This window comes from Shewanella spartinae (assembly GCF_019457555.1).
Lineage (GTDB): Bacteria > Pseudomonadota > Gammaproteobacteria > Enterobacterales > Shewanellaceae > Shewanella > Shewanella loihica.
The window spans coordinates 1,690,246-1,705,256 of sequence record NZ_CP080418.1 but is presented as its reverse complement, the minus strand read 5'-3'; the positions used below and the strand labels follow the sequence as shown (position 1 = coordinate 1,705,256).

Sequence of the window (15,011 nt, the reverse complement as noted above, 5' to 3'; positions counted from 1 at the left end):
AGACCAATCTCCAACCATCCCATAATTTTTCAGATTTTCTCGCCAGCACCAAGTAGTACAAAAGCGTTCCCTAACGCGTACAAGCAGCATCTACAACCACAAAAGAGTGATAAGAAACATTTGGTTAGCATTTAACTGGGGATTCCCTTACACTCCTATTTAAGCGTATCAGTATCGATACAGGCCTTGAAAAAGGGTCAGAAGCGGCCGACGAAAGCCTATTCGGGTCGCGGACTGAGAGCATTCGCTATGACAGTTCTGTCAGCGTTATCTGCGTCGTCAATGAAAGATTAGGGAAGAAAGTAATTGATCAATAAGAATCACCTTGGGTTCGCCGTACTGTTGGGTCTACTGGGCTTGCTGGTCAACCTGGCACCTATTCCCCTGTTTGGTAACCAACAGCTGATCATTGGTAACCTCTTCTTTGTGATCGTGGCCATCTTCCTCGGCCCCTGGTATGCCCTGTTAACCTCACTTTTGTGTGCCACCGGCCTCTATATCGCCTGGGACAGCTGGCACATGTTCCTGCTGTTCCCGTTAGAGGCGCTGTGGCTGGGCTATGCGCGGCGCAAAGAATTCTACACCCTGTATGCGGATATCACCTTCTGGCTCTTGCTGGGCATGCCGCTCTTCTATCTGTACGCCAACCTGGTGTTTCAGATGCCCAACAGCTACATGACCTTTATCACCCTCAAGCAGGGAATTAACGGCATGCTCTATACGGCTCTCGGCGCCATCTGTGTCACCATGCTGCCCAGCCAGCTGCATATCGACGGCAAGCTGATGAACAAGAAGCGCAAAAGCTTCAACGCCCAGCTCACCTACACCTTTACCCAGGTGCTGACCCTGGCCCTGTTGGTATCGGCACTGATCTTCAACAACAACTCCATCGATCAGCAGCAGCGGGATGTGAAGCTCAACCTGGAAGACTCGGCCGCCCACCTTGGCAAGGCCACAGAGAGCTTTATCGAGGGGCATATCAGCGCCATAGACAACGCGGCGCGCTGGTTGAGCCTGTCTAACTATGATGCGGCTCAGTGGCAGAGCCTGTTATCTAAATTGCACCAGAGCTACCCATTTTTCATCTCTATGCTGATAGCCGACGACAAGGGGCTTATCTCGGCGGCCAGTCCCATCTCACGCCTGGGCAAAGAGACAGTTCAAAACAAAGATCTCAGCATCAGCGACAGGCACTATTTTCAGGAGGCCTTCTACAATCAGCTGACCTTTATCTCTCCGGCCTTCCTCGGGCGGGGGTTTGGCACAGATCCCATAGTCGCCATCAGCGCGCCGCTCTATTCCAAGGACAACCCGGTCAGCCCCATAGGGATCATCGAAGGCTCGTTAAACCTTACCAAGTTCGCCAGTATCGATGAGCGCAACCGCGAGTTTAACGAGCAGGCCATGGTGCTCACCGACGAGAACGGCCTGGTGATCTACGCCTCTGAGATGCTCGAACTGGCGCCCTTGACCCCGCTTAAGGTTTCCACCTCGGGTCAGCGCTACCGTACCAGCCTGAACATGATCAACTTTCGCAATCTCGACAGCTTTAACCCTGAGTTCGCCTATGCCAAATATGTGCTGAAAAATGGCTGGTCACTCTATGTGGTGATGCCCTTCTCGCCGCTGGTGAAGCAGGTGGAGCAGCAGTACCTGACCACCTTCAGTCTGCTGTTTATTGCCTTCATCATAACCATCTTGCTGATCAAGGTGATCAGTAATCGCCTGACCCAGCCGCTTGAGACCATCGCCAAGAAATTCAGCCAGTGGGGCATGGCCGAACATCAGGATGAGGCGATGGCAGACACCACGCCCCAGGAGATCTACGCCCTATCCAGCAGCATTCAGAAGAGTAAGCAGGAGCTGATCAGCTACCAGCTGGAGCTGGAAGAGAAGGTGGCGATGCGCACAGTTGAGCTGGAAGATGCCAACCTCAAGTTACAGGCGCTGGCGGAGCGCGATGAGCTGACCCAGCTCTACAATCGCCGCTATGTGGAAAATCATTTCGGCAATATTCACGACATGTGCAAGCGCAGCTATGCGGCGCTGGCGTTCTGCATCATAGATATCGACCACTTTAAGAAGATCAACGACACCTATGGCCACCAGATAGGCGATAGCGCCCTCATCGCCCTGGCCGAACTGATGAAGCAGTTCTTTAAGCGGGACACGGATATTGTCTCTCGCTATGGTGGTGAAGAGTTTTTGGTGGTGCTCCCCCAGTGCAACGCCCTGCAGGTAGAGCAACACCTGAATCAGTTTAAGGACCTGGTCGCGGAGCATCAGATTGACGTGCCGGGCCAGGCAGCGATCAGCCTGACCGTGAGTATCGGCGCAGTGATCAGCAATGCCGGCTACATGAACGACATAGATCACTGGTTTAAGATGGCCGACCTTAATCTCTACGAGGCCAAGGAGAATGGTCGTAACCGGGTGATCTGCTCCCTGCTGTCGGCCGAAGATCAGCTAAGCTAACGCCGGTTTTCACTTATGCAGTTTTAATTCACGCAGTTTTAACTCACGCGCTTTTAGCCCCTAGGCTTTATTAACCTAGTTTCTCTTACCGAGCCAGGCCTTCTGTTAACGAGCCTGGCCTTCTGTTAAAGACTCAAGCCTTGCCGCAAAGGCGGCTGGCTCGTTTGAAGGCGTGGCATTGGCCCCTTGGCGCACCTGGATAAAGCTATCCACCCGCGCTAACAGATAAGGGAAGAAAGGATTCCATTTCTGCCTGAGCACCTCCGCTGCCGACACCCCCAGCACGCCGCGCTCCCCGCGGGTAGCCGCCGCGCCAATCTGCACCCTGTGACTCCCCTTCACAAACGCCGTGCCGTACAGGTTATCGCTCGCGGGATAAGGCAGGGCCACATGGGAGAGCGAATAGATGCCCGCCGGCCAACTGAGCCCTAAGGGTTGGTGGACAACCACTTGCCCTGGCCGATATCTGTTAGCTTCGGCCTCGTCGAGACTCTTTAGCAGCTCGTTTTGTGACGGCTCTCTCTCCTGATTCCGCTCCGGAACAGCTTGGCGATTCTGCACTAGGGTCAGATCGAATCTTGGGGCATCGAGACTGAGTGAAGGCAACAAGGCGGTCAGCGGATCGCTCACCACGAGGGCCAGACTAAGGGGTTGACGGTTAATATCGAACAGCACCAGCTGATGCTGCTTCGAAGGCAGACGCCCATAGAGATTGCTCACCACAGCCGGGGTCGAGACAGTAGCGTCGGCCACCGACTGAAAGGTTAAGATGTCGGCCAGCTCGGCCAATTGCTCCTGAGGCATCGCCTGCATCAGCTGTTGATTGCGCTCTGCCAGCTGATAGACCACATCGCCGGCATTGACGGCGAAGGAGTTGTACTTAAAGGGATCGTACTCGGTCTGAATCGAGTTCCAACTCAGCTTCTCCAGCCCCAACAGCCGCCCTAACCTGTCCTGCCACTTGGCACCGGCCGCAACGGGCGACAGGCCTATGGCCGGCGAGAGGAAGATCATGCCGCGGTAACTCAGTGTCGAATTATGCGCGAGCCGCTCTAGTTCATGATTTAACGCCAGCGCCGCGCCGGTAGAGAAGGCCACCACATAGAGCGGCTTATCACCCAACTGCAGCTTGAGATGCTTGGTCGCCAGCTCCACCGCCCTAGCCATCTCCTGCCACTTAAGCTCCACCAAGCCAGAGGGTATGGTGCCGTGGCCCGGCAACCTTAGCCCCAGCAGATGGGCGCGCCCCTTAAAATGCTCGGCAAAGTGCGACAAGGCATAGGGAGAGTCTGACATGCCGTGCAGCAACAGGACCCCAAACTCGGCATCTGGCTTGGCCCACTCATAGCTGCGATTCCAGGCCTTAGGCCAGTTGTCTGGGTCGGCAAAGCTGCCATGCCAATAGCGATTGAGGGGCTGATCCAGGTCTTGGGTGCGGCTATAGATCTTACTCTCCACCTCCTCGAACAGCTTGGCCTCCAGCGCCTGATAAGCAGGGAAATCGTCTACCTCGCTATCGAGGCGAAACTGATGCTCGAGCATGGTCGAGTGCCAGATGGACAGGTCGGGACGGGCATTTAAAAACCAGACCCCAAAGGCGAGCGCGGCCGCGACAATGCCGAGACAGGCATAGGTGACGGCGATGGAAAGATGTTTTGTCGAGTGAATGAGCAATGTTTTCATAAGAAATGACCGCTAGGCTCCATGTGCGCGCTCACGCGCTGCAAGTCCGTTAACCATTAACATACACGGCTTTATTGCGTAAACTCCAGTCCCAAAGCCCAAGGAATGAATAATATGTCTAAGAATGTGAAGCCCTTAGGGCAGGATGGCGCCAAGCGCTGCTTTTATCTGCCAACGCCTCCCCTTCTGCCTGCCGACTGGCAGCATGCCCAGCCAGCCGATTTAAATAAAACTGACTCAGAAATAACTAGCTTAAATATAGGCAGTTTAGAGAGCCTGATCGCTCTCAACGGCAATAACTGGCGCAAGATCTTGGTGATCATGGCAAAACTGAGCGCACCGGACGACGACTGGCGCGGTTACATGCACAAGCTATTACAGCACGACGAGCAGATACGTTTCGGCGCCGATACCCTCTCACCCCAGGCCAAGGAACATTATGTCTGCGGCCAGCAGAGCACCATCGCCCTGGGCTTGACGCCCTTGAATGAGCCCAAGACCTTTACACACCAGCAAGATAACGATAATCAAATCTACCTGCTCCCCTATCTGGATTATCGCCAGTGTCCTAACGCCCTGATAGCGGATTTGCGTGAGCTTCGCGAATCGCTCACCGACTAGCCGATTAGTCCTGAACCCAACAGGCCTCACCAAAGGAAAAGGCGCCCGAGGCGCCTTTATCGATTCTTTTACCTATGACTCATTCAGCAAAATAAGTCATGCAGGCGCTAGTCGTATAGCGTCGGGATAGGCTTACGCTTGTGCTGGGTCGCGTTGTAGATGGCGATCAGACGCGCCTCGACCGCAGCCTCCACCGGCTTACCTTCGAGGAAATCATCTATCTGATCATAGGTCAGGCCCAGGGCGACCTCATCTTCGAGCTGTGGCTTGTCACACTCAAGATCCGCCGTCGGCGCCTTATCGACCAGCACGCTAGGTGCGCCTAGAGCTGCCGCCAGCTGACGTACCTGACGCTTGCTCAGACCAAACAGCGGCGCCAGATCGCAGGCACCGTCGCCCCACTTGGTGTAGAAGCCGGTGATGTTCTCGGCGCTGTGGTCGGTGCCCACGACCAGGCCACCGGTCAGGCCGGCGATCTCATACTGGGCGATCATACGCATTCTGGCCTTCACGTTACCCTTCACAAAGTCCACATTGCTGTGGGGATGAGAGATGACGCCAGCCACTTCGAGGCCCGCCAGGGTCTGATGATGGATCCCTTCGACCCCTTCACCTATGTTGACCGTCACCAGCTTACTTGGCTGAATGAACTGACAGGCCATTTGCGCCTCATCTTCATCCTTCTGCACCTTGAAGGGCAGACGCACCGCGATAAACTGATAACTGCCTTCATACTCGCCTTCGCTGTTCAGCTCATCCACCGCCAGCTGGCACAGACGGCCCGCCAGCGAGGAGTCTACCCCACCGCTGATCCCCAATACGAGACTGGTGGCACGCGCCTCTTTGAGTTTCGCTTTGATAAAGGCGATACGTCTTTGCACCTCATATTCCACCTCAATATGCGGCTGCACCTTCATTTCACGTATGATCTGTCCTTTCACTGGTCCGACTCCACTTAGGTTAACTGTCAGCATGATTCTAAGCTGACCATTATGAGCCAATTCCTCGGGAAATTCACGACCTAAGCTCACCGCAATCCAATAAATGGGCCGAGAGGCTGCAATTATTTACTAGTCAGGAGAAAACGCCCTGATCTACACTGGCTAATCAGACGATCGGAGGGTCCGATCAGGAGTCAAGCGAAGCGGGATGATGGCAACAAGCGCGGTAGAGAAGATAGATTATTGGCAGGCGAGCATCTTGAAAGAGATGGAGCTTAGCCGCGCCCGCTTTACCCATTTTGCCTTCGAGAAACATGTGCATCTGGACTACCACATAGGCGTGGTCAGCCATGGCGGCCAACGCTATCATCACAGGGGCAGCGAGTACCGCCTGACGCCGGGCAACCTATCCACCCTGAATCCGGACGAGAGCCACAACGGCCAGAGTATCGCCGATGGCGGCTATGAGGCGCTGGTGATGTCTCTGCCCACCAGCTATGTGCAGCAGGTTGGCGAGGCGCTCAACCAGGGCGAGCTCTACTTCAGCACGCCTATCCTGGACGACCCTAAGCTGAGGGCCTATTTTATCCGCCTGCACAGCCAGCTGACCCTGCATCAGGCCAACATCACGCCGCTGGAGGCGGAGACCTTGCTGCTCGGTTTTATCAGCGAGCTGTTTTATCGCCATGGCAAACTGCGTAACCTGCCGAGCAGTCAGGCCAGGTTAAGCGGTGCCCAGCTGGACAATATCAAACAGCAATTCCACCAAGGGCTGGGTCAGGAGTTCGAGCTGGAGCAGCTGGCGCTCTCCGTCGACTTGAGTAAGTTTCAATTCTTGCGTCAATTCAAGGCGGCCACCGGCATGACGCCCCACGCCTACCTGAAACGCCTGCGGCTGGAATATGCCAAGAAGGCGCTGATGCGGGGCGACAGCGCCATCAGCACCGCCTATGACTTAGGTTTCTTCGATCAGAGCCATTTCAATAAGGCGTTCAAGCGGGCGTTTTTGATCACTCCAGCCCATTTTCAGAAACGGGTCACGCCCTGATAGGTTAGTGATAGGTTAGCCCACAGGCAAAAACATCAGGCCTAAAAGCAAACGCGCAATATTTTACAATCCCGGCGCCGCGGATAGGCTTACTATGGCGACATCGATTTAAATCTAACGCGTGAGAGTTCAACACTGATGGAACTACAGCTGCAACTGCTTTTCTCATTGGCCGTCATACACACGGTCGCCCTGGCAAGCCCTGGCCCGGATTTCGCCCTGGTGGTCAGGCTGGCCGCCCAGGAGCACAGACGCACGGCGGTCGCCGCCGCGCTGGGCCTGGCGGTGGCCATCACGCTACACACATTGCTGAGCCTCACCGGGGTGAGCCTTATCATCAAGGGCTCCCCTAACCTCTTCATGGCGGTGCAGCTGATTGGCGCCAGCTACCTTGGCTGGATGGGCATAGGCGCGATACGCGCCGCCATCGCCCACTGGCGCGATGAGGCGCATCTGAATGCGGCAAGTGCGGCGGGTCGAGGGCTCGGCGCGGCTCAGGGCTTCATGCAGGGGGTCTCCACCAACCTGCTCAATCCCAAGGCGCTGGTATTTTTCATCACCCTATTCTCGACCCTGATCACCCCAGAGGTGACCCTGAGCACTAAGGTGGCCGCCACTGCCATGATGTTCGCCCTCTCTTTGGGGTGGTTTAGCCTGATAGCCCTGGTGCTCTCTCATCCCAGGATGCAGCTCAAAATGAAAAGAGCAACCCCAATGATCAACCTGTTGACCGGATTGCTCTTTATCTTCGTCGCCGGAGTGATTCTCACCGGCACCCTCGCCCGTTAAAACCTTGACCGTTAAGCCCTCAGCCCTCAAGACAGCGGCGCCCGGGCTTACTCGGGTGAGGGTCTAGCTCAGCCCTGGCTGCGGATATAATCCAGCGCCGAGCTTACCGCCATCACCTGGGCCTGAATACAGTTTTCATCGTCCACCAGCGGACTGTCTGGATAGACCTCTGTGGTGGTGTTGTATCTGGCATCGCTAAAGCCGCTGCACAGGCCCAGTGCCTTGGTCGCGTAGTTGATCACCCCAAACTGGGTGATAGGCTCACCGATTAATCGTCCCTGCTCGTCGGCCGGGGCGATATGGGTCACCTTGCCCACGGCCGCTATGATGGCCGCCTGCATCTCATCGTTAGGGTTCTCGCTGTCCCCCACCAGATAGAAACCGTCCGGGATATTCCAGTTAGTCTGCACCTTGGCATCTCTTGCCGCTAAAGCTGGGCGAAACTCGCTGTTGTCTGTGTCTGTGGTCTCATGCAGGTCGATATGCGCCATCAAGGACAAGTCGAAACTCGCCACCCACTGCATCAGGGCGCGGGACTCCTGAGCAGGGCTGTCGGCATAGAAGGAACGATTAGGATCGATTGCCTCGGGGTTCCAGCGATTGATGGTCTCATAACCCCAGGGGCTGACACAGGGGGCCACCAGGATATTGAAATCCTGGCTGTACTCGGCGGCCTTGGCGATTAAGAAACGCAGCGCGCCCTGCACGCCACTGGTCTCATAACCATGTACGCCGCCGGTAACTAAGATAGTGGGCTTGGCCTGGTCCCAGTCGCGAGATTTAAAGCCATAGAGCGGATACTGACCCTCGGCATAGTCAAGCTCGCCATATTGCTGCGCCTCAAAACTCTCGCTCACCTGGCTGAACATGCTCAGCACCTCCTGCTCATAGGAGCGCTTCTTCTGCTGCGCGGCGCGCCACTTTGCTTTTTCCGCCTCGCCCCAGGGCTTACCCGCCTCACCAATCCAATAACCTTGTTGCTCTGTCATCTTATTTTCCATCTTGTTATCTGCCTCGGCCAAGCCGCCCTTTGTTGGCGGGGCCACATTCCCCCATGATACCTAAACTCGGCGCGCCTGTGAGCAAGCTTAAGAAAATTCAACTCGCCAGGCTTTGTAAACCCAGCCGTAAAATCGCAGCCAAGGTGAAATGAAAGACGCCAAGAGGGGCGCAAACAGATGCCCATAGGATAGGCAGGGCCGTGATTCTTTGTTAGGATCGCCGCCGAGGAGAGACGATGAAAATTTTTAGTTACCAGCCCCCGGCTATTCCCTGGCTCGATATACGCTACCAAGATCGCGACATCATCATTATCAACAAGCCATCTGGCCTGTTGTCTAATCCCGGCCGCGCCGCGGAGACCCATGACTGCGCCATCAACCGTCTGTTGCAGCGTTTTCCCGAAGCCATTCTGGTGCACAGGCTCGACTGCGCCACCTCTGGCATCATGGTGTTCGCCCTCAACAAGAAGGCCGAGTCTCACCTCAAGACCCAGTTTCAAAACCGCACCACAGAGAAATATTATGTGGCCGAGGTTGCGGGCCTGATGAGCCAGGACAGTGGCAAGATAGAGTTGGCGATGAAGCCAGATAGCGAGCAGCCGCCGCTACAGAAGATTGCCGAGGATGGCAAACCGGCGACCACCTATTTTGAGGTGCTAGAGCGGCGAAGCAACAGCACACTGGTGAAGCTCAAGCCGATCACGGGGCGAACCCACCAGCTCAGGCTACACATGAAGGCGCTGGGCCACACCATACTGGGGGATGATTTCTATGGCGACGACGCCATTATTGCCGCCGCGCCGCGCCTGCACCTGCATGCCGAGCACCTGAGTATCACTCATCCCTACAAGCAGACCAGACTGAGCTTCTCGAGTCTGCATCCCTTCTAAAGCCTTTGCTTTTCTGGAATGGCGACTCTCAGAGTGGTAAAAGCTAGACACAAAAAAGGCGCCAATCTGGCGCCTTTCTTCTTAGCTTATGCCGCGCGTTTAGCGGTATAGAAGCATTCACTGCTGTTGCAGAATTGCAGGTTGTTGTCGTCGGAGAGCAGGAAATATTCGCCGAACAGGTTACCACCGAGATCTTCCAGCTTGAGGCCATTATCGAGTCTAGTTGCCTGCATCTCATCAAAACTATGGCATCCATCGTTATACCAGGTCTCTAGAAACAGCTTATCGCCTTGACGATAAAGGGTGATCTTGTCGCCCAGAGAGGGGCGCTCATCTATCCACTGGCCAATAATTTCGCGTGTTTCCATATCTTGCTCCTGCCAACGTAAACGTTTGCGCTTTTCGACAACCGACATTTCGATAACTTGAAGTAATGACTGTGAACCGTTAGCACTGGCATTGCCTAACATTACCCTAAGCTCAGAACTCATATTTATTTAACCTCTAAATTACCGCAAATGTTACAACATTGTGAAAAAGCAACCATAAACCAACAAGTTAAATCGACTTGTCGTCTCCTTTGTGTGAAATTGTAACCTAGAGCGGAAATAAAAACGCGATCTAAATCACTTTTAATGCATTATTTAAGTAAAGTGTAATACAAATTTTTTTCAACACGCCAAAGCCGTCACTCTCTAAACCTTATCGGCCGCATCGGCTCATGCCATGAGGCCAAAATCGGCCCAAACACAAATCTAGACACACGATTCAGGCACGAAAACCAGTTAAAAAAGCCAGACACAAAAAAGGAGCCAAGCGGCTCCTTTTCAATTCGAAAACTTATTAATCAGGCTAACGCAGGCTTAAATCTCCGCCTGACGCTCGGCCGCCTCACAGGCCGCCGCGGTAAAGAGCACGTCGGTGGAGCTGTTAAGGGCGGTCTCCGCCGAGTCTTGAATCACCCCAATGATGAAGCCCACGGCCACCACCTGCATGGCGACATCGTTAGAGATGCCAAACAGACTACAGGCCAGCGGGATAAGCAGCAGCGAGCCACCGGCCACACCAGAGGCGCCGCAGGCCGAAACCGCCGCTACGACGCTCAGCAGAATCGCGGTCAGGATATCCACCTGAATCCCTTCTGTGTGCACCGCCGCCAAAGTCAATACGGTAATAGTGATCGCCGCGCCCGCCATGTTGATGGTCGCGCCCAGTGGGATAGATACCGAGAAAGTATCTTCATGCAGATCCAGCTTCTCGCACAGGGCCATGTTCACCGGGATGTTGGCCGCGCTAGAGCGGGTAAAGAAGGCAGTCACACCGCTCTCTCTGAGGCAGGTAAATACCAGCGGATAAGGGTTGCGGCGGATCTTAAACCAGACGATAAGCGGGTTGATGATAAGCGCGATAATCAACATAGAACCCAGCAGCACGGCAAGCAGCTGAGCATAGCCGGCAATCGCCTCAAAACCGGTTGCGGCGAAGGTGTTAGCCACCAGGCCGAAGATACCGATAGGCGCCAGACGGATCACGAAGCGCACCATCTGAGAGATGCCGTGGCTCACATCTGCAAATACCGTCTTGGTGTTCTCAGAGGCGTGATGCAGGGCGATGCCCAGGCCCACACCCCAGGCCAGGATGCCAATATAGTTGCCCGTCATCAGGGCGTTAACCGGGTTATCGACCACCTTGAAGAGCAAGGTATTGAGGACTTCGCCAATCCCTTCCGGCGGCGTCGCACCTTGAGCGCCGCTCACCAGCACCAGAGAGGTGGGGAAGAGGAAGCTCATAGTCACGGCGGTGATCGCCGCGGCAAAGGTACCAAACAGATAGAGGACTATGATAGGTCGCATGTTGGTCTTGGTGTTTTTCTTCTGATTGGCTATCGAGGCCGCCACCAGAATAAACACCAAGATCGGCGCAATCGCCTTTAGCGCGCCGACAAACAGATCACCTAGAAAGGCGACACTCTCAGCCGAGGAAGGTGAAAAACTCGCCAGGGCAACCCCGGCAATGATCCCCAAGATAATTTGCAGCACTAAGCTGCCATCTGCCAACTTGGCAAATAAGGAACGATTTTGATTCATTGATTGACCTATCATTATAATTAATTGAATTTAACCTTTGCTCATCGCCGTCAACGTTCGCTGAGCAGAACAGCTTTCTTTATGTTATTTATCGTCTCTCGCCTTGGTCACGCATGGCCGTTATGACCGAAACGTACTAAGGATGAGAGTAAAAGCTGGTGTCAAACACAGGATCTGGCCCAAGGTTAAACTTCCTTCATCCTGTGTTTTATAGAAACTCCCCCGTCTTGTCTAGCAAACCACTCGATTTCGCTTTAGATATTACCCACTAGCATCATAAAGATAACAAAAATCTAATCTTTAACTGGCCTGATGCCGCTTGGCGCCCCTGAGCATGGCGTCGATCAACTCGTGGGCGTCGAACTTGGTCAGCGCCTCGTTGGCACCCACCTGATGGGCCTGACTCACGCTGATCTCACTCGAGAGCGAAGTGTGCAAAATGATATAGGCGTCGGCCAAGGCAGGCGTGTTCTTCACCTCGAACGCCAACTCGTAGCCGTCGAGCCCCGGCATCTCGATGTCGCTCACCAGCAGATCCACCGGCCTTCCCTCCTTGGCGGCCTCCTCCATGATGGAGAGCGCGTCTCTGCCATCTGAGGTCACCAGATAGGGAATATTGATGCTGTCCAGCGCGTCGCTAAGCTGCTTGCGCGCCACCATGGAATCGTCCACCAGCAAGATATTGAGCGGCTTTAAGATCTCCCGCTGCACATCTGTCAGTATCGCCCGGGTGGTATCTGGGCTGGCGGGGAAGATCTTGGACAATAACAGCTCCACATCCAGCAACTGCACTAACTTGTCATCGACCCGGGTCACCCCGGTGAGAAAGGCATTCTTGCCCAGGTTATCCGGCGGCGACTCGATATCCCGCCAGTTACACTCGATGATCTTATCTATGCTGCGCACCAGAAACCCCATCACCATGCGCTGACAATCTGTGATGATGATATAGGCGTTGGCGCACTCTTCGGGCGTGATGGGCGCATAGCCCACGGCCGCGGCCATGTCTATGATGGGAAAGGTGTGGCCCCTGACGGTCGCGGCGCCCAAAATAGCGGGATGAGACTGAGGGATGGCGCTGAGTTTTGAGAAGGGAACCAGTTCACGGATCTTGAGCGTGCCGAGGGCAAACAACTGAGTATGGGACAAGCGGAACAATAATAGGCCTTGAGATTGGCTCGCCTTACTTTTCATATTCTTACCGACACGTAAATGCTTAATTAGCGATAAGTTTAACCCTAGCATAGCCAGATTAAATTGACGATGCTCAAGCCTTGATAAATTGGCCTTACAACTGTGACTCTATCGGCAGCAGACCGATAAAATCAGCCATAAAACGACGCCAGAAGCTGGCATCGGGGTCGGCATAATAGACTTGGCCCTTAAGATCGTCATGCCAGATCAGCTCGCCATCTTTGAGATCCAAGCGGTAGCTGCTGCGCTTGAGGGACTTTTGAATCTCATCCACCAATTCGCCAGCAAACTCGCTCTGGTCGACAATCAGCCCCATCTCAGTGTTGATCCAGGCCGATCTGGGGTCGAAATTAAAGGAGCCGACAAACACTGAGGCCCTGTCCAGCACAAAGGTCTTGGCATGCAAGCTGGTGCGCGAACTGCCCTTCCAGGCGCTGGGACGGTTGTTGATATCCACCTTCACCTCATACAGGGCGATGCCGTTTTCCAGCAACCGCTCGCGATAAGCCTTGTAGCCCGCATGCACTGCCAACACATCGGTGGCCGCCAGGCTATTGGTGATGATGGTGATCTTGATCCCCTGCTTGGCCGCCTCTACCAAGGCCTGACAGCCGCCGTCGGTAGGCACAAAGTACGGCGAGACGATTAGTACTTCCTTGCGCGCCTTGCCCAGGAATTGGCTAAGGTCAGTTAGCAACCACTCCTGATGGCCCTGTCTGCTCGCCTTCTGGGGCGGATCGTACAGCAGCTGCGCATCACCCCAATACCAGGCGAGCCCCTTGGAGGTGATCTGTGTCAGCAGCTCGCTCAGTTCGAGGCGATTAAGGTACTCATCGTGGAGGAAGTTCTGCTTGTTTCTGGCCATGATCTTGGCCGCCTCTTTGTACATCTCACTGGTCGGTGGTGGCACCAGGTTGACCACACTCTCGACCTGCTCGCTGTTCCAGTAGCGGTCGAATTGATCCGATACCTCATCGACCACTTCGCCTATGGTCAGGAGGTCGAAGTCGCCAAAATCCACATCGTCATTCTTGGAGAAATACTCATTGCCTATGTTGCGCCCACCAACAATGGTTATCTGGTTGTCCACGGTAAGGGATTTATTGTGCATCCTATGGTTGAGGCGGGAGAAGCCGGTCAACATGGCGAAGCTGCGAAAGGTGCGCTCATAGGAGGGATTGAAGAGGCGTATCTCGATATTGGGGTGACTGGCGAGCAGCACCAAGCCGTCGTCCAGAGTCTTGGTGGTGAGGTCGTCGAGCAACACCCTCACCCGCACGCCACGATCGGCGGCGTCGATCAGGTGCCAGATCAGCAGGCGGCCGGTTTCATCGTCGTGATAGATGTAATATTGCAGATCTATGCTCTGACTGGCCGCATCGACTATCGCCAGGCGAGCCACGAAGGCATCGACACCGGATGAGAGTGGCAGAAAGCCCGTCTTGTTTGGATGCGCCTTGAGATCGCCTTCAAGGTAACGATAGAGGCCGGAATCGGTCGGCGCCGCCAGCTTATGGCTGGGGGTAAGTTGCTGGGGCGGCGGTAAACTGCTGCAGGCCGACACTAGGCTCAGGGTCAAGGCTAGAGTCATCAACTTCGAGGACAAAGTCATCAACTTCGAGGGCAAAGTCATCAACTTCGAGGGCAAAGTCATCAACTTCGAGGGCAAAGCCATCAACTTCAAGGCCAATCGTATCATGCTTTTGCTTACCACAGAGAGGTTCATCACTTGCCCTAACACCATGAATTTATACGCCTAGTCACTAACATAGGCGTTAGCCTTACTCCTGTAAAGCGTATAAGACGTCGTAGACGAATTGATCCCAGCCCTCGGCGCTAAAGGCGATATCACGCACCGCCCTCACCTGACTCACTGCATGTAGCGGCGCGGCGCCATTCTCCATCAAATAGTAGGCCATCAAGAGCCCGGTTCTGTCTTTGCCAGAGCGGCAATGGATCATCACAGGCAGGCCATCGGCCTCACACTGACGAATAAAGGCCAGCGCCTTGGGCAGCTGAGCCACGCAGTGCGCCTCGTCGCCCTCCATGGGGGGAATATTGCCCGACAGCGGAATGCAGGCGTAGCGCAGTGCTAACCGCGCCATCTCATCAGGATCACAGAGATCGCCGCCATTGACCGAGAGTATGGCACCGACCCCCTGCGCCTTGAGTTCACTCAGATCCCAAGGCACCAGGTTGGGGCCACAACGACCGGCAAGTTCGCCTTCGACTAACCAAAAAAGCTGCTGCATCTCTGTTTCACTCTGTTAGATAAACGCGCC

13 protein-coding genes are annotated in these 15,011 nt (G+C 54.7%); 5 read left to right on the top strand and 8 right to left on the bottom strand.

Annotated elements, in window-relative coordinates:
• Positions 1 to 306: 306 nt before the first annotated feature.
• Complete coding sequence (locus K0I31_RS07605) at positions 307 to 2,475, top strand: sensor domain-containing diguanylate cyclase (RefSeq protein WP_220080419.1); 2,169 nt, start codon at positions 307 to 309, stop codon at positions 2,473 to 2,475.
• 105 nt (positions 2,476 to 2,580) lie between these two features.
• Here K0I31_RS07605 and K0I31_RS07600 read toward each other — a convergent pair whose 3' ends face one another.
• Positions 2,581 to 4,158, bottom strand: coding sequence for an alpha/beta hydrolase (locus K0I31_RS07600; RefSeq protein ID WP_220080418.1), 1,578 nt, complete (start codon positions 4,156 to 4,158; stop codon positions 2,581 to 2,583).
• 114 nt (positions 4,159 to 4,272) lie between these two features.
• Between K0I31_RS07600 and K0I31_RS07595 the strand changes: the two genes are divergently transcribed.
• Positions 4,273 to 4,779 (top strand): DUF6942 family protein, encoded by a 507-nt coding sequence (locus tag K0I31_RS07595; RefSeq protein ID WP_220080417.1) that lies wholly within the window; start codon positions 4,273 to 4,275, stop codon positions 4,777 to 4,779.
• Positions 4,780 to 4,886: 107 nt separating this feature from the next.
• Here the strand turns inward: K0I31_RS07595 and nadE are convergent, their stop codons facing one another.
• Positions 4,887 to 5,720 carry an NAD(+) synthase gene (gene nadE / locus K0I31_RS07590; RefSeq protein WP_286670309.1) on the bottom strand — a complete coding sequence of 278 codons (834 nt, stop codon included), beginning with the start codon at positions 5,718 to 5,720 and terminating at the stop codon, positions 4,887 to 4,889.
• 208 nt (positions 5,721 to 5,928) lie between these two features.
• On the opposite strand from nadE, the gene K0I31_RS07585 reads away from it, so the two are divergent.
• Both K0I31_RS07585 and K0I31_RS07580 read left to right on the top strand, forming a co-directional pair.
• Positions 5,929 to 6,768, top strand: coding sequence for an AraC family transcriptional regulator (locus tag K0I31_RS07585; protein WP_220080416.1), 840 nt, complete (start codon positions 5,929 to 5,931; stop codon positions 6,766 to 6,768).
• Positions 6,769 to 6,906: 138 nt separating this feature from the next.
• The gene (locus K0I31_RS07580) at positions 6,907 to 7,557 is read left to right on the top strand and encodes a LysE family translocator (RefSeq protein WP_220080415.1); all 651 of its coding nucleotides are present in this window, start codon (positions 6,907 to 6,909) and stop codon (positions 7,555 to 7,557) included.
• 68 nt (positions 7,558 to 7,625) lie between these two features.
• On the opposite strand, the gene K0I31_RS07575 is transcribed toward K0I31_RS07580, so the two are convergent.
• Positions 7,626 to 8,546 (bottom strand): M14 family metallopeptidase, encoded by a 921-nt coding sequence (locus K0I31_RS07575; protein WP_220080414.1) that lies wholly within the window; start codon positions 8,544 to 8,546, stop codon positions 7,626 to 7,628.
• A gap of 248 nt (positions 8,547 to 8,794) precedes the next feature.
• Between K0I31_RS07575 and K0I31_RS07570 the strand changes: the two genes are divergently transcribed.
• Positions 8,795 to 9,448, top strand: a complete 654-nt coding sequence (locus K0I31_RS07570) for an RluA family pseudouridine synthase (RefSeq protein ID WP_220080413.1) — start codon at positions 8,795 to 8,797, stop codon at positions 9,446 to 9,448.
• An 86-nt stretch (positions 9,449 to 9,534) separates the two neighbouring features.
• Here the strand turns inward: K0I31_RS07570 and K0I31_RS07565 are convergent, their stop codons facing one another.
• From K0I31_RS07565 to K0I31_RS07545, 5 genes are all read right to left on the bottom strand, one after another.
• Positions 9,535 to 9,939, bottom strand: a complete 405-nt coding sequence (locus K0I31_RS07565) for a hypothetical protein (RefSeq protein ID WP_011865258.1) — start codon at positions 9,937 to 9,939, stop codon at positions 9,535 to 9,537.
• Positions 9,940 to 10,311: 372 nt separating this feature from the next.
• Positions 10,312 to 11,535 (bottom strand): serine/threonine transporter SstT, encoded by a 1,224-nt coding sequence (gene sstT, locus K0I31_RS07560; protein WP_220044820.1) that lies wholly within the window; start codon positions 11,533 to 11,535, stop codon positions 10,312 to 10,314.
• A gap of 300 nt (positions 11,536 to 11,835) precedes the next feature.
• Positions 11,836 to 12,729 carry a chemotaxis protein CheV gene (locus tag K0I31_RS07555; RefSeq protein ID WP_220080412.1) on the bottom strand — a complete coding sequence of 298 codons (894 nt, stop codon included), beginning with the start codon at positions 12,727 to 12,729 and terminating at the stop codon, positions 11,836 to 11,838.
• Between the two features lie 94 nt (positions 12,730 to 12,823).
• Complete coding sequence (locus K0I31_RS07550) at positions 12,824 to 14,320, bottom strand: phospholipase D family protein (protein ID WP_258406597.1); 1,497 nt, start codon at positions 14,318 to 14,320, stop codon at positions 12,824 to 12,826.
• Between the two features lie 190 nt (positions 14,321 to 14,510).
• On the bottom strand, positions 14,511 to 14,981 hold the full coding sequence (locus K0I31_RS07545) for a dual specificity protein phosphatase family protein (RefSeq protein WP_011865254.1): 471 nt from the start codon (positions 14,979 to 14,981) through the stop codon (positions 14,511 to 14,513).
• Positions 14,982 to 15,011: the final 30 nt, after the last annotated feature.

Coding starts and splice junctions, on each gene's coding strand:
- K0I31_RS07600 (WP_220080418.1), bottom strand. CDS start 4,158: ATGAAAACATTGCTCATTCACTCGACAAAACATCTTTCCATCGCCGTC.
- K0I31_RS07595 (WP_220080417.1), top strand. CDS start 4,273: ATGTCTAAGAATGTGAAGCCCTTAGGGCAGGATGGCGCCAAGCGCTGC.
- K0I31_RS07585 (WP_220080416.1), top strand. CDS start 5,929: ATGATGGCAACAAGCGCGGTAGAGAAGATAGATTATTGGCAGGCGAGC.
- K0I31_RS07580 (WP_220080415.1), top strand. CDS start 6,907: ATGGAACTACAGCTGCAACTGCTTTTCTCATTGGCCGTCATACACACG.
- K0I31_RS07575 (WP_220080414.1), bottom strand. CDS start 8,546: ATGACAGAGCAACAAGGTTATTGGATTGGTGAGGCGGGTAAGCCCTGG.
- K0I31_RS07570 (WP_220080413.1), top strand. CDS start 8,795: ATGAAAATTTTTAGTTACCAGCCCCCGGCTATTCCCTGGCTCGATATA.
- K0I31_RS07565 (WP_011865258.1), bottom strand. CDS start 9,939: ATGAGTTCTGAGCTTAGGGTAATGTTAGGCAATGCCAGTGCTAACGGT.
- sstT (WP_220044820.1), bottom strand. CDS start 11,535: ATGAATCAAAATCGTTCCTTATTTGCCAAGTTGGCAGATGGCAGCTTA.
- K0I31_RS07555 (WP_220080412.1), bottom strand. CDS start 12,729: ATGAAAAGTAAGGCGAGCCAATCTCAAGGCCTATTATTGTTCCGCTTG.
- K0I31_RS07550 (WP_258406597.1), bottom strand. CDS start 14,320: ATGACTCTAGCCTTGACCCTGAGCCTAGTGTCGGCCTGCAGCAGTTTA.
- K0I31_RS07545 (WP_011865254.1), bottom strand. CDS start 14,981: ATGCAGCAGCTTTTTTGGTTAGTCGAAGGCGAACTTGCCGGTCGTTGT.